The organism is Deltaproteobacteria bacterium (assembly GCA_026129095.1).
GTDB lineage: Bacteria > JAGRBM01 > JAGRBM01 > JAGRBM01 > JAHCIT01 > JAHCIT01.
This window is the reverse complement of sequence record JAHCIT010000001.1, coordinates 129857-150673: the sequence shown is the minus strand read 5'-3', so window position 1 is coordinate 150673 and position 20817 is coordinate 129857. Positions and strand designations below refer to the sequence as shown.

Below are 20817 nucleotides of genomic sequence, written 5' to 3'. Positions count from 1 at the left end.
TCGCTTGGGATTAATGGTCAGGGGCAACGCTAGTTCGGCTGGTTTGGCATGGGCAAGACCGGATTCGCGGTCACGTGAGCCCGGTTCATCTGCGGAGCCATATGAAGGACGATGACCCCCTGATTCCAGAACATCCGGCACATGCGGGGGGGCCGCCACCTGTGCCGGTGGACGCACCGCTGGACGATGCCGAACGTGAACAGATCATTCACGCTTCCGGCATACAGCAAACCATCGATACCGAACGGTTTCGCGCCTATTCACGGATATCCCGGGCAGTTCACTTCCTACTGGCCGTGCTGCTGATGCTGCATGATCTTCTCGAACCTGCCAGTGTATGGTTTTATGAAGTTACGGGCGAGATTCAGGTTGATCTGGTCCGGCCGTCAGGTGGCATGGCCAAGTGGTTTACCACCGAGCGTCTTCTCCCGCTTTACGTCGTCCTGCAGACTGTCCTGTTTCACTACCTGCTGCCGGAGCGGGTGCTGTCATCCCGGACAAAGCTCATGGTCGAGGGCTGGATCGACCTGCTCTGGATAACGGTCGCCGTCTCGCTGACAGGCGGAGTGACAAGCCCTTTTGTGTTCCTGTACCTCGTTGTGATCCTGAATGCGGCCCCCTCCCAGTCCCGGATTGTCGCTATTGCCAAGGTGGCGGCCTCGACAGTGCTGCTCGCAGCAGCATTCATCATTTCAGACAGGACCGACGAGCACCCGTGGTCGGCGCTGATCTGGCCGGTCTCGTTTCTCTGGATTGCGAGCTACCTGTCCGGTGCATTCGAGGATATTGCCCGTTCGTTGAGCGACCGGCTGCTGCGCGAGACTGTCCGTGATGACCTGACAGGGCTCTATACGTTCCGGTTTTTCATCTCCCTGCCGGACCGGTCTGCCGACCGGCCCTACTCCATCGTGGTCTTCGATGCCGATCACCTGAAAGAGGTTAACGATACATGGGGCCATGACCGGGGGACCGAACTGATACGGTATGCTGCCGAAGCGATCAGGGCTGCGGCCCGCGAGGGTGATGTCTGCGCCCGGTTGGGCGGCGATGAGTTCATCGTCCGGCTGCGGGGAACAGGCGCCGAAGGCGCGGCGAAGTATGCCAGCCGGGTTCGGGATCTGTGCAGCCGGTTGCCGGTTGAGCTTCCCGGCGGGGGCCAGTTTCCGGTGATGCTGTCGGCTGGTATTGCCAGTTGCCCGGAACACGGGCGGGAACTGGGGGAGACAATACGACAGGCCGATGCGGCGCTATATGAATCCAAGCGACTGGGGCGGAATCGCGTAACAGTCTGGAGTCCGGCCCTGGTGGCCGGAAGCGGCTCCCAGTACCTGGGCGGGCTCGGCATGGGTGCCCAGCCGAAGGAAACCGGGCGGCCGGGCAGGGGTGGGTGATAATGAAAAGCATCACCTGGGCCCTCGTATGGGCGGCGATGCTGACGGCTCCGTCTCCATTACTTGCCCGGATGGCTGTTATGGTGGTGTCAGGAAATGGATCCCGTTCTGTCGAACTGGCCGGTCTTTTTGCCGACCGGATCGGGCGTACCCACCGGTATCTTCTGCTCCCGGCCCCCGAAAAGTTTGTGTTTAACCCGGAAAATCCGGCCTGTCCCGATCTGCCGCGTACGGAACTCCTGCTTCTGGTGTCGGCCTCGGATCCGGGGACGGATGGGAGGTACAAAGGCACGTTCAGGATGTGGGATTGCCGGATCAACCGCTGGCTGGGAGAGTTCGAAAGCCGTTCCCAGCAGCTTCCAAATGTCGCGTCGAATCTGAAAGATCACGCCGTCTTGCGGCTGCCGTACCGCAACATTCTGGATGCTGCTGGCAGCACAGTTTGTCTGCCGGGAAGCCAGGCAGCCGCTTCCCGTGCCGGTGAACGGCTCTGGTGGTATGGCGGGGGAGGGTTTATGGGCCGTCTCATCGTTCGTGAACAGGCGCTGGATGATGGCTGTGCAGCCGTCTCCGTGGACTACCGTGTTGCCATGGGGATCGAACTGGCACGGGGCCAGATGGTGATGGACCGGCCGCCGGCGCAGCGCCCGGCGACGGTGTACAGTACGCCGGGTCTGGGCCACGTGATTCGCGTGGCGGAGGGGTCCACGGCCGGTTCCTGCATGTCCGGCACTGTCTGCGTCGCGGAGATTCCGGCGCTGGAAAGCGCATGGATCGCACGGACCGGAACGGCTGCCAGCGTCCGGCAGGCAGTGTTCTGGTGGAACGCGGAAAGGCTGAGATCGGGCAGGAATGCCGGTCAGCCGAAGACGGGTTACCGGTTTGCGATTGACGGCCGTGGCTGGAGCCTGGACATGCGTAATGCCAGGGGCCGGACGCAGGAACTCGCGCAGGGTGAACGCCCCCGGATACCCGAAGGAGGCGGAATGCCGGAGATGGAGTTCGTGCATGAAGGAAGGCGCACGGACATCTATGCCGATGGACGTTTCGTTACCGGGCTTGACGATGACTCACTGTATGGCGGAGAGTTCGTGGCAGAACTTCTGGGACATGCGCCGGACGGCACGGGAGGGAATGCCGTTCGCACCGGGTTTTCAGTATCGGGGGCCCGGTTGGCTGCTGATATTCCGCAGCCGCTTGCGCCCTGACGTTCCTGTGTGAAAGAGGGGCTGATCATGCACCGGAATCTGCTTGTTACGCTGGCTGTTGTGGCCCTGCTGGTGATTGGCGTTGGGCTGTTTCATCTGCTCCGGGATGACCCCTCGGCCACAGGTCACATGGCGGGTACTTCGGGGGAATTGCTCCCGGCTGCCAACCGGGGCGAATCGCCGGCGAGCACCATAACGTCGGGCATTGATCCGGCTGTTGATATCGGTAAGGCGCGGTTTGAAACCGTAAATGACCGGGAGCTGCTTTCCCCTGAGTTCCTGGACGTGTTTAACCGGTTCCTTTTTGAATATCACCAGCAGCCGCGTTCCGAGCTACTCCGTAACTTCGACCGATGGCTGGCGCGAAACTATTCGGAAGCGGAAGCCAGGCGGATCCGCGAGATATTCCTGAAATACCTGGACTACGTTGACCGGATGCAGTCGCCGGGATTTTTTTCTGGCGCGGCCAGCCTGCGCGACCAGTCTGAAAAGATGCGGCGGCTGCGGCGTGAGATCTTCGGCCAGGAACTGGCGGATATCCTGTTCCGTGATGAAGAGAAGAGTGTGGACTACGCCCTGAGTGTTCGGGAACTCCAGCAGGACAGGACGCTGGATTTCCAGACCCGGAAAGAACGGATGGACGAGCTGGCCCGCGACCTGCCGCCTCATCTCCGGGAGGTCATCCTGTACAGGGACCCGCGGCAGAAGTTTCTTGAAGAACAGCAGCAGATCGCGGTGGATCTCGAAGGCCTTTCTGAGCAGGAGAAAAACGAGAAGATACGTGACCTGCGGCTGAAACATTTCGGTCCGGAGGCCACGGAGCGGCTCGAACGGCTCGATCAGGAAATTGTGGCCCGCTCCGGGCGATACGCCGGTTATGACGCCGCCCGCAATGCGTTTCTGGCCGATCCTGCCACGGCCAGCCTTTCCCGCGAGGAGAAGGACGCCCGTCTGCAGCAACTCCGGCAGCAGAATCTCAATCCTCTGGAGGCAGAAGAAATGGCCGTTCGGGAGACGCTGGGAGCAGCAACAAGCGAGCAGGTCATCCAGTGGATGGAGGCACTCAGGCAGAATCCTCCGCCACCGGTGGAATGATCGCTTGAGCCCGGCTCGCTAGCGCTTAACTACTAATAGAAGGCTGCGCGTTGGTGCAGCCCCGTCAGACTGCCCGAGGACTTTTACAAATGGCCGACCGGAACCGGGACTGGGAACGCGCCAAGGAGGAGATCCGGGGCCGGGTTGACCTTGTCGAGATCATCTCCCGGCATACCCAGCTCAAGAAGGCTGGACGCGACCGGTGGAAGGGCCTGTGCCCGTTTCACGGCGAGAAGACGCCCAGCTTTTCTGTCGATCCGGTACGCGGTTATTACCACTGTTTCGGGTGCAAGGCGTCGGGCGACGTCTTCACGTTCGTCCAGCAGAAGGAAAAGATGACCTTCCCCGAGGCCATGCGAATGCTGGCCGAGCGTGCCGGGGTGGAGCTGCCGCAGTATTCTGGTGACGCCGGCGCCTCGAAGGCGAGGTCGAGTGAGCGGCAGGAGCAGGGCAATCTCCTGGAACGCACGGCGGTTTACTACCGGAATCTCCTGCTAAAGGATACCCGCGCTGATGCCGCCCGCGCCTATGCGGAACGGCGTGGACTCACGGGCGAGATCGCCGAGACCTTCCGTGTCGGTTTTGCGCCGCGCAACCGGCAGACGCTTGTTACGCAGCTACGGTCCCTCAAGATCGATCCAAAAATCGCACTGGGGGCGGGGCTCGTTGTTCCCGTTGATGACGAAGAACCGGCCGACGGAAACTGGTCGTGGGACCATCTCAGGGACCGCTTTATCGACCGGCTCATGTTCACTATCGAAGATGACCGTGGCAAGGTGGTGGGATTCGGCGGCCGGGCGCTCGGGGACGCGCAGGCGAAGTATCTGAATTCGCCTGCTACCGACCTCTTTCAGAAGAGTCTTATCCTCTACAATTTTCACCGGGCGAAGGAGTTCATTGACGCTTCGGCCGGGGCAGTGGTTGTTGAAGGCTACATGGATGCCATCGCGTTCTGGCGGGCAGGCATAAAAAACGTCGTGGCGCCGCTCGGGACGGCGCTCACGGCCGAGCAGGCGCAGAAGCTGGTCCGCCTGACCCAGAAAATATACCTGTGCTTTGACGCCGACGAAGCGGGCGAACGCGCCGCGGCGCGTGCCTTGGACGTGCTGCTGCCGCTGGGCGTTTCGCCGCTCCGGATTGTAGTCCCGTCTGGGAAGGATCCGGATGACCTTCTGGCCTCCGAGGGGCCTGAAGCGCTCCGGAGACTTCTGGATACGGCAGAGCCCATGCTGGAGCGGCTCATCTCCAGTGTCGCCGCACGGGCCGGAAGCAATCTGGCCGAGCGCCAGTCTGCGATTGGGCAACTGCTGCCGGTATTCACCCTGGTCAGGGATCCGACCCTGCGTTCGGAGATGCTCCGTCATGCGGCTTTGGCCTTCGGTTTCCCGGAAAAGGCGATTGAGGAGACCGTTAACCGCGCTTCAGCCCGGCACCGGATTTACCGGCAGCCGGTTCCGCCGCCGGAACTGCCAGCTTCGGAGGAAAAGAAGCTCGCCGTTCCATCAGCCGTCCGGGCAATTCTGTGGATATTCATGAATCATGCCGATCTCCGCCGGCCAATACTCGAGAGCAGCATGGCAGGTTATCTGAAAGGCAGGGACCGGGAACTGTTCGACAGCCTGGTGAAACTCTGGGAGGAAACCGGTGGTTGCGAACCGAAGGCGTGGTTCGGGCGGCTGGACGAGAGCGGCCTCGTGGGAGCAGCCGTCCAGAGCATCGCATCCGAGGAGCCGAGACTGAGGGAGCTGAAGGCGGAGGATTGCCAGCGGTTGCTCCGTGATATTGGCGCCGCGTTTGAGCGTGAGCGGCTGAAGTCCGAACGTGCAGCTTTGCGGACGAAACTGGCGGAGCTGGAAAAATCAAGCGGGGCGTCGGCCGAGATTGACCGGATCAGCCTTGAACTTATTGCCCTCGATCACCGGATCAAACAGACTATTGCTGTCGCCGTCAGTTCGTTTGCGGTATCCGCGGTAACGGAGAGCCAGACCGGATTTGCGCCGCCGGCTACCGCCACGCCGGCACCAGAAGATGATCCGGCCGACGATTATTACGGCGATGAAGACGTGCCGGATGCCGGTGAGTCCGGCGGGCAGCCGTTCTAGGGTTCCGGGTGAGGATTAACGGGATGGCCGGTTCCAGCAAGAAGGGGAAGAAAACTTCCGCCGCACGCAAGGCCGTGACGGGATCCCCGGCCCGGTCAAAAAAGACTCCAGTTCCGGTTTCCCGCCCTGTTCCCAGGGCCGTCCGGAGAGGCGCCGGTCGTCCCGGTACCCGTCAGGCCAGCAAACCGCCTGTCAAATCGCCCGCAAAATCTGGAACTCTGTCCGCAGCGGAAATGCCAGCCATACGGCTCTCCGCATCCATACCTGAAGCAGCCCATCAGCCGATTCATGTACTGGTCCAGAAGGGACGGGCGCAGGGTTTTCTCACGTGGGACGATCTCAATAACCAGCTCCCGGACGAGGCCAAGGAAGCGAATATCTTTGACGACATCTACCAGCGGATCGCGCAGGCAGGGATTGCCGTCGTGGATAGTGCGGAAGCGGCCGAGCCCGAAGACGAAGTAGATACGGCCGAAGTTCCCGACGAGGAAACCGATGAGGAAGAAGATTCCGAACCGGAAATCGCCGAGGAACCGGAGCCGGCGATGGATGCCGAGGAGACAAAACCGGCTGAAACACCGAGCGTCGATCCGGTACGGATGTATCTGCGGGAAATGGGGGCAGTCAGCCTTCTGAACCGGGAAGGCGAGGTGATACTGGCCAAGCGGATCGAAAGCGGCCTTTTTACCATGTTTCATGCGGCGTACTGCTGCCCAACCGTCTTGGAAGACATGGTGATTCTGGGCGACCGGCTGGAGCGGGGCGAAATGCGGCTCCGTGACCTCCTGGAAGAACCGGAAGTGCTGCCCGAAGACGAGGAGATTGTCCCGGACGCCGAGAGCCAGACGCTCGATTTCACGATTCAGTCGTTCCGCAAGATCAAGGCGCTGGTGCGGGACCGTGAAAAGATACTCCGCAAGACCAGGTCATCGAAAAATGCTTCCCCGCGCGCGGTCAAGTCTGCCGAGAAGTCGCTCGCCGACAATACCCGCAAGATTACGGTGCTGATCCGCCAGATCCGGCTTCACAAGACCCACCTTCAGCGGCTGGTAGACCGGGTCCGGGAATTCGTACGCGAGGTCGATATGATCGACCGGGAACTGGTCGAGGCTGCCCGCCGGATCGGCGCCGGTCCGGATGCCCTCCGGGAAGCACTGCACAAGGTCCGCCGGTCAAAGAAATATGCCGAAACCCTCTCGAAGCAGACAGGCTTGTCCATTCATGAGATCATGCACCTGGAACAGGGAGAGACAGAACGGCAGAAGCTGCACGCCACCCTGGAGGCGACGACCCGGCTTCCGGCCCGTGAAATCCGCCGGCTGGTGAAAGCAATCGACAGCGGCGAGCAGGAGGCCGCACAGGCCAAGGCCGAACTGGTAGAGGCCAATCTCCGGCTGGTGGTTTCGATCGCGAAGCGGTACACGAACAAGGGGCTCCAGTTCCTGGATCTCATTCAGGAAGGCAATATTGGCCTGATGAAGGCGGTGGACAAGTTCGACTACCAGCGGGGATTCAAGTTCTCCACCTATGCGACGTGGTGGATTCGTCAGGCCATCACCCGTGCCATCGCCGACCAGGCCCGAACGATCCGGATACCCGTCCACATGATCGAGACCATCCACAAGATCACCCGCGTCCAGCGGCAGATGCTTCAGGAACTTGGCCGCGAACCGGGGCCGGAGGAGATCGCGCAGCGGCTCGACATGCCGCTCGACCGGGTATCAAAGGTGCTGAAGATCGCCCGCGAACCGGTCAGTCTTGAAACCCCGGTGGGTGAAGATGACGATTCGCATCTTGGGGACATGCTTGAAGACACGTCGACTGTTTCGCCTACCGATACGGTCATCAACGTCAGTCTGAGCGAGCAAACCCGCCGGGTGCTGGCGACACTGACGCCCCGGGAGGAAAAGGTTCTTCGCATGCGGTTCGGCATCGGCGCGAAGACCGATCACACGCTTGAGGAAGTGGGAGAGGATTTCTCTGTTACCCGCGAGCGTATCCGGCAGATCGAGGCCAAGGCGCTCCGCAAGCTCCGTCACCCGAGCCGCTCCAAGCGGCTCAAGACGTTTGTCGATGGCTGATAGCTGGAGCCGGGCGTCAAGGCAGCCACCCGCTCCTTCAGAACGCAGCGTTTTCTTTCCAGGACGACAGCCGTCCACAATCCCCGCAGGCAGCCGGACCCAGCCCGGCATCAACGGTCCTTGAGTAAGGAGGAACCCGCACATGAAACAGGCAGTAATCGTTGCCAGCGCACGCACCCCCATCGGCAAGGCATTCAAGGGAGCATTTAATTCCACACACGGCGCGGATATGGCGGCCCATGCCATCAAGTCAGCCCTGGAGCGGGCAAAGGTCGATCCGGGGGAGATCGAAGACGTGGTGATGGGGTGCGGACTTCCTGAAGGTTCGACCGGAAACAACGTGGGACGCATTGCCGCGATCCGGGCGGGCTGTCCGGTAACTGTGAGCGGCATGACCGTTAACCGGTTCTGCTCGTCAGGGTTGCAGGCGGTGGCGATCGCTGCCCAGCGGGTGATTGTCGACGGCGTACCAGTGATGATCGGCGCGGGAGTCGAGTCCATCTCCCGTGTCCAGAAGAACATCAACATGAATGACGCCGCCAATCCGGGAGTCATGAAGCTAAAGCCCGGTATCTACTTCCCGATGGGGCAGACGGCGGAAATCGTAGCCAGCCGTTACAAGGTGTCCCGGGAATCCCAGGACGACTACTCGCTGCTTTCCCAGCAGCGCACGGCCGAAGCGCAGAAGACGGGGAAGCTGGCCGAAGAGATCGTTCCCATGCAGGTAACGATGACCGAAAAGAACAAGGAAACGGGAGAAGTTACCAAAAAGGAGTTCCTGTTCGCGCAGGATGAAGGGAACCGTCCCGATACGACCATCGAGGGGCTCCGCTCACTCAAGCCGGCATTCAATCCCCAGGGCAGCGTGACGGCGGGCAATTCGTCGCAGCTTTCCGACGGTGCCGCCGCCGTTGTTGTCATGAGCGATGAGGAAGCCAGACGCCGAAATCTGAATCCACTTGGCGCATTTCGCGGGCTTGCTGTAGCCGGTTGCGAGCCGGATGAAATGGGCATCGGCCCGGTATTCGCCGTGCCACTCCTACTCAAGCGCTTTGGCCTCAGGCTGGATGACATCGATCTGATCGAGCTGAATGAGGCGTTTGCCGTTCAGGTGGTTTATTGCCGTGACAAGCTGGGTATCGATCCCGCCCGGCTCAATGTGAATGGCGGGGCGATTTCCATCGGCCACCCGTACGGGATGACCGGTGCCCGTCAGACCGGTTCGATTCTGATGGAACTCCGCCGCCGCAAGAAAAAATGGGGCATCGTTACCATGTGCATCGGTGGTGGCATGGGGGCGGCCGGCCTGTTTGAGGCTTTCTGAACTGACAAAAGGCCGAAAAGAAGCGGGTGGGGATCCGGGCGATCTCCGCCCGTTTTCCTTTTCATTTGCGGGGACCACTTGCTCGTGACACCATAGGGCACGTGACCCGAGGGCCGGTCGATCAAGAGGAACACCGAGTGCCGGTCGAGAATCCCGATACTGCCGGTCCGCGACGCCTGCCGTGGCAGCGTATCCTGGCGGCAGGAGTTGTCGCCCTGCTTGCCGCCGGACTGGTCCTGTTTCCGCTTGTCCGGACGCTTCGGACGCGGGATCAGGCTTCCGGCGCTGGAAGCCCGCAGGATCCGGTGGCCCGTCTTTCATCCGGCCCGCGGGAGTTTTCCAGTGTTGAGGATATTCGCACCGAGTACCAGTCTGCGCTTACCAGTTACAGCGCATTTCTCGTCCGCGCGGATGATGACATCGCTTTTCTGGAGCGTTTCTGCGGCGGAGAGCCGGTGAACCCGGAAGAAGGCATGCAGCGTGCGAAATCGATGGCCAGATTTTTCGAGGCGGCCCATGTCCATGAGATCGACATGACCGAGATCCGGCGCGTGGCCGGTCTTCAGGGGATAGATCTCGGCCGTCCGCCGTGGGAAACCCGTCAGGCAGAGGTGAAGGAACTGAACTTGCGCCTTGTTCGGGCCCAGGATGCCTGCCGTGAGCGGAACCGGCAGCGCGCCCACATGCAGCCGGCTGATTCGGCATCTGGAGCCGTTCCATGAATCCGCTGGAGTTTTCAGTCGTCATTCCCGCCCTGAATGAGGCGGAAAGCATCCCGCAGCTTGTCAGTGAACTTTCTCAGGTGATGGGCGAAACGGGCAAGTCATGGGAGGTCATTTTTGTTGACGATGGCTCCCAGGATGGAACGGCGGATCTGCTCCGGGCGTTGGCTTCGACAGGTGGAGTCGTCCGGGTGATTATCTTCAAACGCAGATTCGGGCAGTCGGCGGCGCTGGAGGCTGGTTTTCTGGCTGCCCGGGGGCGGTTTCTCCTCCCCATGGATGCCGACCTGCAGCACGATCCGCGCGATTTCTTTCCGATGCTCCGGCAACTGGAAGCCGAAGAGGCCGACATGATTGTCGGCTGGCGCAAGGATCGCAAGGACGGGAAACTTCGCTCGGCCATATCGGCCACGGCGAGCAGGATTATTTCAGAGGTGACGGGTGTCCCACTTCACGACCACGGCTGCAACCTGAAGGTAATTCGCCGGGAACCATGGCACGGGCAGCGGATTCCGCCCGGCTGGCACCGCTTTCTGGGGGTGATTGCCTGCCGGCGCGGCATGGTCGTTCGCGAGCGGGTGATCAATCACCGGCCCCGGCTGCATGGGGAGTCCCACTATGATTTCATGCGGATACCGGTCGTCGCCCGTGATGCGGCGAGAGTTACCCGGTTGACGCCAGAAGCCTGCAGGAATCTTCAGGGTGTCAGTTATGAGATTGCGGAAATACTGCCGCCTGATCCCGTCGCCGAGTCGATCTGACCGGCGTCTGCTCAGATCTGAACGACTTCGACCACTTCAGGCACCAGTTCGCGGAGCCGGGTTTCGATTCCCTGCTTGAGCGTGGCGATCGAGGATGGACAACTTGAGCACGATCCCCGCATCTGGAGGTAGACGGTCCCGTTTTCAAACTTGTGAAACACGATGTCGCCACCATCCTGCGCGACGGCCGGACGGATCTGCTGGTCGAGAATCTCGATAATCTTCTGAGCTGCTTCCGAGTTGCTGGCGCCGTGCTCGGACTGGATACGCGGCCCGGTGATGACGGGCTCACCTGCCTCCAGATGTGTCTTGATCTCGCGGAGCATGGAGGTATTCACCTGCATCAGCTTGTCCTGTCCGGTGACGGTGACCGTGACGAAAGTCGGCCCAATCATGACCGCCTTCACCCCATCCACGCTGAAAAGCCGCTTGGCCAGGGGCGAGCGTTCGGCCTGGACCGATTCGGTGAAGTTCTCCGCCCCGCGGTCCAGCAACTGCTGGTTCACTGTATATTTGAGCGTATCGGGATTGGGCGTAAATTCGAGGTTCACGTTTACTGGCATGGACCTGTCTCCTGAAGGCGAATGTGCCGGGACTGCCGTACCGGCCAGCCTGTAAATAAGCATAACAGGGTCCGCGTTCAAGGGGCTCTTTTCGTGCCCCTACGGTATCCGGGAATGGGGCTAACCTGTATGAAACAGAGGGTTTTCCGGCAGTGGCCGTCGGCCCGCCGGGCCACTAGAGTGAAACCCCATGTTCACTCCACAGGACGAGGAAATTCATCCAGTCGGCTCAGATACCCACTGGCAGGAGAGCTGGTATTTCAACTGGGCGGCGTCTGACGGGCGTTCGTTCGGGCTTTCCAGGATCGGTTATCGCTTTAATCAACGGCAGATGGATGGTCTTGTGCTGACGCTCCGGGATGGGAAACCGGAGTTCATTTATCCGGCCGTGAATCTCCCGCTTCGGGGTGATGTGAGTAACATGAGTAACATTCGTGCTTCCAGCGGGCTGAAAACCGGTGGACTCACATACCGCATGGTGGAGCCTTTCCGGAAGTGGAAGCTGGAACTTGCCGGTCGCAACCCGATGGAGCTGACCTGGGAGGCCTTTACGCCTGCCTACGACTATCACAGTGGCGGAGCGGAACTTCCACCCAACGTGGCGGGGCACCATTTCGAGCAGGCGGGCCGGGTCACTGGCTGGACCCGCTTCCGGGGGCGGGAAAAGCAGGTGAACGGGCGCGGTGAGCGCGACAAGTCATGGGGTGTGCGTGACTGGGCAAAGGTCGAGGGCTGGAACTGGATCAGCGCCCAGTTTGGTGACGATCTTACATTCAATGTCTGGGAGGGCTTTTTCGGGGGCCGCCCATATGTGAACGGCTTTGTCTTCCGTGACGGTGAAAACTCGGGCGTTGAAAGGCTGTCGGTCCGATTTCACTGGGGAGAACGCGAGCATATCCCCGCCCGTACCGAGCTCGACTTCGGAACTCATGACGGTTCCAGCTACCGGGTGACGGTTTCGACACTCGCACGGTTTCCACTGGTGAAGAACGGCCTATGGCTGGAGGAACTGCATTCCAGCTTCACGCTGATCCGTAATGGCGGTGCCGAGCGGATGGGTGTCGGCATCATTGAGCACGCCTGGCACGCCGGTATGTTGAAGTCGCTCCGCTATTCCGGCGAACTGCTTAAGGCGGCAGGGCAACTGATTTTGCCGTGATTACCGAGCTTTCTGCGAGCACCCCGCAACGCCTGTCCGTGATCGGGGGAAAAGCATGCGGGCTGGTGCGGCTCATGGCAGCTGGACTGAACGTTCCGGAGGCATGGTGCCTGCCGGCGGACACAGCCGTAGAAGGTGAGCTCCCTTCCGCTGTCGAGGCGGAGCTGAAGGGGTTCTGGGAGACATTCCGTACGCAGTTTCCGGATTCGCGGCTAGCGGTCCGGAGTTCGGCCGTGGCCGAGGATCTGGATGAGGCCTCCTTCGCAGGCATTTACCAGACCCGCCTGGATAACGATTCGGCCAGCCGGCTGATCGAATCGGTTCGTCAGTGCCTGCAGGCTGTCCATGCCGCCCGTGCACGGGATTACCGGGCCAAACAGGGCAAGCCGGTGGACCTGCGTATTGCGCTGGTGCTTCAGCGGATGGTCAATTCTGACGTATCCGGGGTGATGCTGACTGCCAATCCTCGCCGTCCGTTCGCCCATGAGATCGTGATTGATGCTTCATGGGGTCTTGGAGAGGCGGTGGTTTCCGGTATCGCCCATCCCGACCACATCGTGCTGGACCGTGAAACCGGCACGATCCGGGAGACCATCATCGGGTCCAAGGAAATAGAATACCGCTATGTCGCAGGACGCGGGCACACCGAGCTGGAAGTGGGTCCAGCCCGGCGCCAGCGGCTTTCACTGGGGCCGGACCAGATCCGCATGATGTGGGAACTGGCCCGGCAGGTGACCGGGAAGATAGGTCCCCGGCAGGATATCGAGTGGGCGATCGAAAACGGCCATGACGGCGGCCGGCTGTATGTGCTCCAGCAGCGGCCGATCACCGGGCTACCCCCGGAACGGCCCCGGGAAATCTGGAGCCGGAAATTCGGCGACGAATACCTTGCCGATTACATGACGCCATTCGGCCATACGGTGCTGACCCGGTGGATCAGCGAGGATTACCTGAAGGACATGGCCCGGCTGAGCGGCAATACTGAGCTGGCCGAACTGGACCCTATCCGCCGGTACCACGGCTATGCCTACATGAGCGGTGCCTATATCGCCCGGATGCTCCGGGGCGTTCCGCCCCGGTTCAGGACGCGCGATCCGATGGGGTGGTTCACGCCGCTCTGGGTGGAGCAGGCCAGGGCCGAGCCATTCGAGCCCTGGCGGCTTGCCGGAATGCTCCGGGCACCGGCAAAAGACCCGCGTTCGCCGATTGCGGCCAATCCGCAGGTCATGGCCGAGCATTGCCGGAACGTGGAGCGGCTGGTTCGCCCCAAGCTTTTTCAGGACTACCGGCTGCTGTCGATGCCGGAGTGGCGCCGCCAGTTTGCCGAGGCATATGAGCTGGGACGCGAGCACTTCCGCGTGATCCGCTGGGGCATGGGTTATTACAACCCGGCGCTGCATGCGGCGCTTCAGTCTGCGCTGAAATCGTTCGCCCATGACGACGACGGGGAACTGTACCGGGCCTGCATCAGCGGACTGCCCGGAACCAAGACAGTCGAGATCAACCGGGATATATGGCGGCTCGGCATGGTGGCCCGGGAAGATCCCGCCCTGCGGTCGGCGCTGCTGGGCGGGGCTGCCTGCCAGGTCGCACGCGAGAAGTTCCCGGAGGCTCCGTTCTGGAAGGAGTTCGACCGGTTCATGGTGCTGCACGGGCACCGGTCGGCGACCCGGGAAGTGGCGCAGCCCCGGTGGCGGGAGACGCCCGACGTGGTGCTGGGTTTCGTGCGCGCACAGCTTCATGGAAGCGGAGCCCGCGACCCGGCCGGTGCCGAGCAGGAGGCGATCCGGCGGCGCCAGCAGGCCGAGGAAATTGCGCTTCGCCGGGCAGATCGCGGTATTGGCGGTTTCGCCCGCCGCCGGGCGCTGTCCTGGCTGCTCCGGCAGGCCCAGACGTATACGCAGTACCGTGAAAACCAGCGTTACTACCTCGATTACCTGCTTTGCCATATCCGCAACCTGACGCTGGATCTGGGGCGCCGGTTTCGCGAGCAGCGGATTCTGGGCGATGTGTTCGAGGTGTTCTTTCTGGAGCGGGAAGAGGTCTGGGCCCTGATCGACAATCCTGCTGCCGATCCGGAACTGGAGGCACGTATCGAGGAGCGGGTGAATGAATACCTGCTCTGGAAGGACCGTCTCCCGGCGACCTACCTGTTCGACGAAGTGGAAACAGAAGGCGAAATCGCCGAGGGAGACCCGGCTGGTGCACTGGACCGGGGGGCCGGACAGGGGCTAGGCGCTTCCCGCGGCGTGGCCCGGGGCCGCGCGCGGGTGGTCCGCGAGCTGGCCCATGTGGAGCAGGTCGAGCCGGGTGAGATACTGGTTGCCAGCAATACCGATCCGGGCTGGACGAGCGTCTTCCCCCTTTTGTCCGGTCTGATCACGGAAACCGGCGGGCTGCTCAGTCACGGTGCGCTTCTGGCCCGCGAATACGGGATTCCCGCCGTGACCGGAGTCCGGGGTGCGACTGGCTTTATCAAGACAGGCGACCTGCTGGAGATTGACGGCAGTCAGGGCACCATACGTCACCTGACCAGTGAAGGATTGCCGCAGGAATAGCCATTAGGTATTCAGGCTTCCACCATGATGAACGGCAAGAAAGTCATTTGTGTCATGCCCGCCTACAATGCGGAAAAGACACTGGAACGGACAGTGGCTGAGGTTCCCCGCGAGGTGGTGGACGAGATCATTGTCGTGGATGACCATTCCAGCGACCGGACCGAGTCGCGGGCGAGGGAACTGGGGCTGGTCTGCATCCGCCACCCGCATAACCGGGGATACGGGGGCAACCAGAAGACCTGCTATACCGAGGCACTCAGGCGCGGCGCGGATATCGTCGTGATGGTCCACCCCGACTACCAGTATACGCCAAGACTGCTTCCCGCCATGGCCGCTCCGATCGCATACGATTTGTACCATTGCGTGCTTGGCTCCCGGATTCTGGGTACTGGTGCGCTCCGGGGCGGCATGCCGTTCTACAAGTATGTTTTCAACCGGATGCTGACTCTCTCCGAGAACATTGTCGTCAGTTACAAGCTGTCCGAATATCACACCGGCTACCGGGCCTTCAGCCGCGAGCTGCTGGAAAATCTCCCTCTCGAAGAAAACTCGGACGATTTCGTCTTCGACAACCAGATGCTCGCCCAGGCGATCTACTTTGGATACGACATCTGTGAAGTCACCTGTCCGACCCTCTACTTCGAGGATGCGTCGTCGATCTCATTCCGCCGGTCCGTCAAGTATGGCTTCGGTGTTCTGGGCACGGCAATGGAGTTTCGCCTGAACCGCTGGGGGCTGAAAGATTCGCCACGGTTTTCCCGCGACGGACGGCGGCTTCCGAAGCCGGAATAACCCCAAAAAAGCAAAGGGCCCGGCCTTCCGGCCGGACCCCGTATTGCTGCATGGGTTTCAGGCTCCCGGATTACGGGCGGGGGGTGCATTCCAGAGGGAATCCGTAAGCCCCCGAAGGGGTGCCGCCCACCAGCAGAGTGACGACAGCGTTGGGGACTGTCGAGGTGAATGCGGTAGTGGTCTGGTAGGTGCTGCTGATGCCGGCCGTGATCGATCCTTTCGGGCAGTAGCCGGTCGAGGTAGACGCGGCCCAGCACATGCTGAAGCTTGAGTAAGAGAGCTGTCCGTCGAAATCGTTGCCATCCGGAATGTCCATGCTGACATCCAGCGGCAGCGGCTTGGCGGTTTCAGGATCGGTGCGAAGGGCGTAGGTCCCGCAGTTGCTGCTCCGGGTGAGGGTAAAATGTCCGTCCGTCACTGTTTCGAACGAGGCAGTGGCACCATCCAGCGCTGCAGTGATACTTGAGGTCACATTCCAGGTGGATGTGTTCGTGGCGGTCGTTCCGGTGTGCGTGGCGGAACTGACGATATCGATTTCCACTCCGTCTTCCGACACGACAGTTTCCAGCGTTTCAATTGCGATGCTGTTCCCGGTTCCGGAGAGAGTGACTTCGATGACGCCCTCGGTGAACTCGGGGAATGCGGCCTTGTCTTCGCAGGGAAGCTCGATCGTCACGACGCCCGCATCGTTCTCGGCGCAGTCGCTGCCGATCCTGGATACATATCCGGCACCTGCTGCGGTGGCATCGGCAAACCCGGCGTTGCTGATCACGGCGATCAGGGCGCCTTCCAGTTCCGCGCCACGGGCCGCCGCGAGAGAGGCATTGATGATGCCCGTGCTTGCCCCTCCGCCGGCACTGCGTGCGCCGCCACAGGCACCCAGGCCAAAGGCAACTCCCGTTGACAGGGCGCCTGCCGCCAGAACGCCCGCTGCACTACCCCAAAAACCGTTCCTGTTTTTCATGTCTTCCTGGTCTCCTGCCCGGCCCTCTGTCTTTGTGCCGTAGGCGGGCCGACTATATGCCCCGGCGTTGCGGAACAAATGACGGGGAAGTGACGGAAAGGTGACGGCTGGAACCGGGGCATTTCTGGCGCTGAAACCCCAAAAAACAGGCGGGGCCCGGCCCTTCCGGCCGGACCCCGCTTCGGGTTCTGTTTTACCCTGGAAACGCTTTAGTCGCGGGTAGTGCACTCAAGCGCGACCGGGCCGACTACCGTGTCGGTGCCACCGGCACTGATGGTAATTGTGGCTTCGCCAGCCGAGGCATCGAACTCCAGCTCGATCTCGTAAACGCCTTCGAGACCGATAGAGAAGGTACCGTTCGGGCAGCCGCCGTCGTTGCACACCTCGTAGTCCGTGTATTCACCGGTGAATATAGGGTCCACCGGAAGGTCGTCCAGCTCTGGCAGGTCCATCGTGATCAGAACGTCGCCATTGATGGTCGAGCAGGGGTCTCCAACCTCAACCTCGTAATCACCTTCCGTGGTCGAGGTCGCGTCGCCGAAAGTTACTTCCGTGTCGGAGATAACTTCCCAGAGATCTCCGCCCATGTAGTTGGCGGCGCTGTTGATCTCCAGTTCCACGCCATCTTCGGTGGTCAGGGTTTCGATGGTTTCGAATGTCACCGAGCCGTTGGTAAAGGTCACTTCCAGAATGCCGCCCGTGATGTTCGGAAGATAGTCTTCGCAGGGGAACTCGATCGTGACAACTGCGCCGTCACTGCTCGCACAGTCTCCCAGGGTAGCGACATAGTCATCGGCGGCGTCTACGGATGGATCCGACATTATAAAGTTGCTGGTATCGACCAGCGACAGCAGTGCGCCTTCGGCCTCTGCGCCCATTGCGCTGCCGAGCACCGAATCGGCAAAGCCGTTACCGGTGCCGGAGCCGCCGCTTCCGCTGCTTCCGCAGGCGGCGAGTCCCGCGATCATGATTCCCGCGGCAAGCCCGCGCAGTGTCTGGTTGAAAAAGCTGTGGGTCTTCATTCGTTTCTGTCTCCTGGTGGCCACGCGGGCCGCTTGATGTGTGTGTTGCTCCCGGACGCCTTCCCCCGGCGTAGCGCCGAATTCAGACCCCGTTGGACCGGGCGAACTTACTTTAGAGGCAGGGGAGAGTGAAGTGACTGCAATCACAACAGAAAATTGTTTCGGATGTTTTCTTCCGGCTGTAACAGAAAGAAACATCTGCCGGATACGGAATGCCGTCAGGCGTTCGGCCGTGAGCCAGCTCCGGGGTTGTCCGAAGGCAGTTCGATCCGGACCTTGACGTCTTCCACCTCGAACGCCTCGATCTCGTCACCGGCCTTCACGTCCGGGTAGTTTTCGATGCCGATGCCGCACTCATAGCCGGCCAGAACCTCGCGGGCATCGTCCTTGAACCGCTTGAGCGAGGAGAGCTTGCCTGTGCAGACGACCACTCCGTCGCGGATCAGCCGGACCTGGGCCGACCGCGTGACCTTGCCTTCCTTCACATAGCAGCCGGCGATGTTGCCGAGCTTGGAGATGTTGAACACCTCGCGCACCTCGGCCCGGCCGATGATCCGTTCCCGGCGGTCGGGCTCCAGGAGCCCTTCCATCGCCTGCCGGACCGCATCGATCAGGTCGTAGATGATCTCGAACGTCTTGATCTCGACACGCTCACGCTCGGCTGCCTGGGCGGCCTTGGCGTCCGGTCGCACGTGGAAGCCGATAATGACGGCGCTGGATGCGGCCGCCAGCATGACATCGCTTTCGGTGATTCCACCCACGCCTGAATGGATGACCTTGATGACGCACTTGTCTTTCGGGATCTTGGCCAGCGATTCCTGGATCGCCTCGACCGAACCCTGCATGTCGCCCTTGAGAACCACCTGGAGTTCCTTCGCGCCGAGCTGGATGCGGCTGTACAGGTCTTCCAGTGTCATCTTGGCGGTGCGGGACATGGCTGCGACCTTGGCCCGGGACGAGCGGTCGGCGACGATTTCGCGGGCTGTCGCCTCGTCCTTGGTGGCGATCAGCGGATCGCCTGCGGCCGGAACGCTCTCCAGTCCGACGACCTGCACCGGTGTGGAGGGGCCGGCAACCTGTATCCGGTTGCCGCGCTCGTCCGACATGGCGCGCACCCGCCCGTAAACCGCGCCGGTGACGAACGAATCGCCGACCTGAAGCGTTCCTGACTGGACCAGCAGCGTTGCCACGGGGCCGCGCCCCTTGTCCAGATGGGCCTCGACGACGATGCCCCGGGCCTTCTTGTCGGGGTTGGCTTTGAGGTCCAGGACCTCGGCCTGGAGGGCGAGCATTTCCAGAAGCTTGTCGAGTCCTTCACGGGTCTTCGCCGAAACATTGACGTAGATTGTCTGCCCGCCCCACTCCTCGGGGAGCAGGTCCAGCTCGGAGAGCTGCTGGCGCACGCGTTCGGCATTGGCGCCCGGTTTATCGATCTTGTTGACCGCTACCATGATCGGCACGCCGGCGGCGCGGGCATGATCGACGGCTTCCCGCGTCTGGGGCTTCACGCCGTCGTCGGCGGCAACGACCAGAACGACGATATCCGTCACCTTCGCGCCGCGGGCGCGCATGGTGGTGAACGCCTCGTGGCCCGGCGTGTCGAGGAAGGTGATGTCCCCGTGTGGAGTCGAGACGCGATAGGCGCCGATGTGCTGGGTGATGCCACCCGATTCGCCGGCGACCACATTGGTTTCGCGGATGGCGTCCAGAAGTGATGTCTTGCCATGATCGACATGGCCCATGATGGTGACGACCGGTGGCCGCCGTCCGAGCAGTTCCGCCGGGTCGGCCTCTTCCTTGAGGGCTTCGTCTTCCTGGAAGCCCTTTTTCACGATCTCATGGCCGAATTCGGATGCAACGAGCTGGGCGGTCTCCAGGTCGATCGCCGAATTGATGGTGACCATGGTGCCGAGACCCATGAGCATCTTGATGATTTCTGCCGCCTTGACGCCCATCTCGGTGGCAAGATTGGCGACGGTAATGCTTTCATCCACGCGGATGGTCCGTTTCTGTACGGGCTGCTGGCCCTGCTCGCTGGTACGTTTCTGCTTGCGCTGGGGCCGCCGCCGTCCGCCGCGGCCGGTATCGGCTGAACGGCTTCCGGGCGCGAGGACTTCGGCCTCGATGAACTCGCGGCGGGCCGTAAGGATCCGCTTGGTCTCCTGCCACTCCATCTCGCGGAGCTGTTCGGACCGCGGGCGCCGTTCCTTCACGGGTGCCGGTTCACGGCTGAATTCCCGTGTGCGTCCCGGCGAAGGCGGTTGCGCCGGCAGGTCGGACGGAGCCATGGCGGGCCGCCGTGCTCCGGGCCGTTCGGCCGGTGCGACGGGAGTGGTGGTCTTGATCTTGATACGCTCGACGACCGGCAGGGCCGAAGTCTTGAGCATCCGCTTTTCAGGCAGATGTCCGGCATCTGGCGGTGGCTGGAGGAAGGGCGATTCACTCTTCGGGAATACGGCCCGGGCTCTCGTTGAAGGGGCCGGTGCTGCCGGCACGGGCTCTGCCACAGGAGTTTCGCGGACGGGCGGCCGCCGCAGTACCGGAGCTTCCGGTACGGGCAGGGTGGATGTTTTCAGCACCCGGGTTTCAGGTGGCTGCGGGATGGCCTCGGCCGCTGGTTCCTGGACCATTTCGGCATTTTCCTGGGCAGCGGCCTCGGCGGCTGCTTCCTCGGCCTTCTGTGCGGCTTCGGCGGCAATCTGTTCAGGCGTTGCGGCGCGGACATCTGTCGTGGCCCGGCGGCGGATGACACCGCCCCGGCGCGCTTCGACAGTGGTCTTCTGCACCAGCTGGCCTTCTTCGACCGATGTGCTGGTCGTCTTGGTAACGACAGTCTTGGCGGGGCCACCCTCAGGCGTGGGGGCGGCTGTCAGGAAAAGCTTCTGGTTGCGGGTTTTGAGCCGCTCGATCTCCTCGTCAGTGACACCGTACTGGGTGGTCTTGGCCTGAATTCCCATTTCCTGGAACTTGGCCTTGAGAACCTGGGGGTCCACCCCAAGCTTTTCGGCCAGGGCGCTGATGCGGGTCTTTTTTGCGGATGAAGACATCTATGCTTGCACTCCAGACTTCTTGACG

The 20817-nt window shown here is 61.7% G+C and carries 15 protein-coding genes; 11 read left to right on the top strand and 4 right to left on the bottom strand.

Features of this window, described 5'->3' with window-relative positions; all coding sequences use genetic code 11:
* Positions 1-101: 101 nt before the first annotated feature.
* From KIT79_00645 to KIT79_00610, 8 genes are all read left to right on the top strand, one after another.
* Entirely contained in the window at positions 102-1391 is a 1290-nt protein-coding gene (locus tag KIT79_00645; GenBank protein ID MCW5827799.1) for a GGDEF domain-containing protein, read from the top strand.
* Positions 1392-1393: 2 nt separating this feature from the next.
* Entirely contained in the window at positions 1394-2599 is a 1206-nt protein-coding gene (locus tag KIT79_00640) for a hypothetical protein (GenBank protein ID MCW5827798.1), read from the top strand.
* 27 nt (positions 2600-2626) lie between these two features.
* Positions 2627-3694 carry a hypothetical protein gene (locus KIT79_00635; GenBank protein MCW5827797.1) on the top strand — a complete coding sequence of 356 codons (1068 nt, stop codon included), beginning with the start codon at positions 2627-2629 and terminating at the stop codon, positions 3692-3694.
* Positions 3695-3783: 89 nt separating this feature from the next.
* Positions 3784-5796, top strand: coding sequence for a DNA primase (dnaG, locus tag KIT79_00630; GenBank protein MCW5827796.1), 2013 nt, complete (start codon positions 3784-3786; stop codon positions 5794-5796).
* Between the two features lie 233 nt (positions 5797-6029).
* On the top strand, positions 6030-7877 hold the full coding sequence (rpoD, locus tag KIT79_00625; protein ID MCW5827795.1) for an RNA polymerase sigma factor RpoD: 1848 nt from the start codon (positions 6030-6032) through the stop codon (positions 7875-7877).
* 142 nt (positions 7878-8019) lie between these two features.
* Entirely contained in the window at positions 8020-9201 is a 1182-nt protein-coding gene (locus KIT79_00620; GenBank protein MCW5827794.1) for an acetyl-CoA C-acyltransferase, read from the top strand.
* Positions 9202-9338: 137 nt separating this feature from the next.
* Entirely contained in the window at positions 9339-9923 is a 585-nt protein-coding gene (locus KIT79_00615; protein MCW5827793.1) for a hypothetical protein, read from the top strand.
* Positions 9920-10684 (top strand): glycosyltransferase family 2 protein, encoded by a 765-nt coding sequence (locus tag KIT79_00610; protein MCW5827792.1) that lies wholly within the window; start codon positions 9920-9922, stop codon positions 10682-10684. Before KIT79_00615 ends, KIT79_00610 begins: the two co-directional genes overlap by 4 nt.
* An 11-nt stretch (positions 10685-10695) precedes the next feature.
* On the opposite strand, the gene KIT79_00605 is transcribed toward KIT79_00610, so the two are convergent.
* A complete protein-coding gene (locus tag KIT79_00605) occupies positions 10696-11247 on the bottom strand; it encodes a NifU family protein (protein MCW5827791.1) in 552 nt (183 codons plus the stop codon).
* 190 nt (positions 11248-11437) lie between these two features.
* On the opposite strand from KIT79_00605, the gene KIT79_00600 reads away from it, so the two are divergent.
* The 3 genes from KIT79_00600 (at position 11438) to KIT79_00590 (ending at position 15756) form a co-directional block, all read left to right on the top strand.
* A complete protein-coding gene (locus KIT79_00600) occupies positions 11438-12406 on the top strand; it encodes a hypothetical protein (protein ID MCW5827790.1) in 969 nt (322 codons plus the stop codon).
* 74 nt (positions 12407-12480) lie between these two features.
* Positions 12481-14964, top strand: a complete 2484-nt coding sequence (locus KIT79_00595) for a phosphoenolpyruvate synthase (GenBank protein ID MCW5827789.1) — start codon at positions 12481-12483, stop codon at positions 14962-14964.
* A 24-nt stretch (positions 14965-14988) separates the two neighbouring features.
* Positions 14989-15756 (top strand): glycosyltransferase family 2 protein, encoded by a 768-nt coding sequence (locus KIT79_00590; GenBank protein MCW5827788.1) that lies wholly within the window; start codon positions 14989-14991, stop codon positions 15754-15756.
* 70 nt (positions 15757-15826) lie between these two features.
* Here the strand turns inward: KIT79_00590 and KIT79_00585 are convergent, their stop codons facing one another.
* The 3 genes from KIT79_00585 to infB form a co-directional block, all read right to left on the bottom strand.
* Entirely contained in the window at positions 15827-16720 is an 894-nt protein-coding gene (locus tag KIT79_00585) for a hypothetical protein (protein ID MCW5827787.1), read from the bottom strand.
* 209 nt (positions 16721-16929) lie between these two features.
* Positions 16930-17742 (bottom strand): hypothetical protein, encoded by an 813-nt coding sequence (locus tag KIT79_00580; GenBank protein ID MCW5827786.1) that lies wholly within the window; start codon positions 17740-17742, stop codon positions 16930-16932.
* A gap of 218 nt (positions 17743-17960) precedes the next feature.
* On the bottom strand, positions 17961-20789 hold the full coding sequence (gene infB / locus KIT79_00575; GenBank protein ID MCW5827785.1) for a translation initiation factor IF-2: 2829 nt from the start codon (positions 20787-20789) through the stop codon (positions 17961-17963).
* Positions 20790-20817 lie beyond the last annotated feature (28 nt).

Excerpts from the sequence above, each read along its gene's own strand:
- KIT79_00645 (MCW5827799.1), top strand. The coding sequence starts at position 102 with ATGAAGGACGATGACCCCCTGATTCCAGAACATCCGGCACATGCGGGG.
- KIT79_00640 (MCW5827798.1), top strand. The coding sequence starts at position 1,394 with ATGAAAAGCATCACCTGGGCCCTCGTATGGGCGGCGATGCTGACGGCT.
- KIT79_00635 (MCW5827797.1), top strand. The coding sequence starts at position 2,627 with ATGCACCGGAATCTGCTTGTTACGCTGGCTGTTGTGGCCCTGCTGGTG.
- dnaG (MCW5827796.1), top strand. The coding sequence starts at position 3,784 with ATGGCCGACCGGAACCGGGACTGGGAACGCGCCAAGGAGGAGATCCGG.
- rpoD (MCW5827795.1), top strand. The coding sequence starts at position 6,030 with ATGCCAGCCATACGGCTCTCCGCATCCATACCTGAAGCAGCCCATCAG.
- KIT79_00620 (MCW5827794.1), top strand. The coding sequence starts at position 8,020 with ATGAAACAGGCAGTAATCGTTGCCAGCGCACGCACCCCCATCGGCAAG.
- KIT79_00610 (MCW5827792.1), top strand. The coding sequence starts at position 9,920 with ATGAATCCGCTGGAGTTTTCAGTCGTCATTCCCGCCCTGAATGAGGCG.
- KIT79_00605 (MCW5827791.1), bottom strand. The coding sequence starts at position 11,247 with ATGCCAGTAAACGTGAACCTCGAATTTACGCCCAATCCCGATACGCTC.
- KIT79_00600 (MCW5827790.1), top strand. The coding sequence starts at position 11,438 with ATGTTCACTCCACAGGACGAGGAAATTCATCCAGTCGGCTCAGATACC.
- KIT79_00595 (MCW5827789.1), top strand. The coding sequence starts at position 12,481 with ATGGCAGCTGGACTGAACGTTCCGGAGGCATGGTGCCTGCCGGCGGAC.
- KIT79_00590 (MCW5827788.1), top strand. The coding sequence starts at position 14,989 with ATGATGAACGGCAAGAAAGTCATTTGTGTCATGCCCGCCTACAATGCG.
- KIT79_00585 (MCW5827787.1), bottom strand. The coding sequence starts at position 16,720 with ATGAAAAACAGGAACGGTTTTTGGGGTAGTGCAGCGGGCGTTCTGGCG.
- KIT79_00580 (MCW5827786.1), bottom strand. The coding sequence starts at position 17,742 with ATGAAGACCCACAGCTTTTTCAACCAGACACTGCGCGGGCTTGCCGCG.
- infB (MCW5827785.1), bottom strand. The coding sequence starts at position 20,789 with ATGTCTTCATCCGCAAAAAAGACCCGCATCAGCGCCCTGGCCGAAAAG.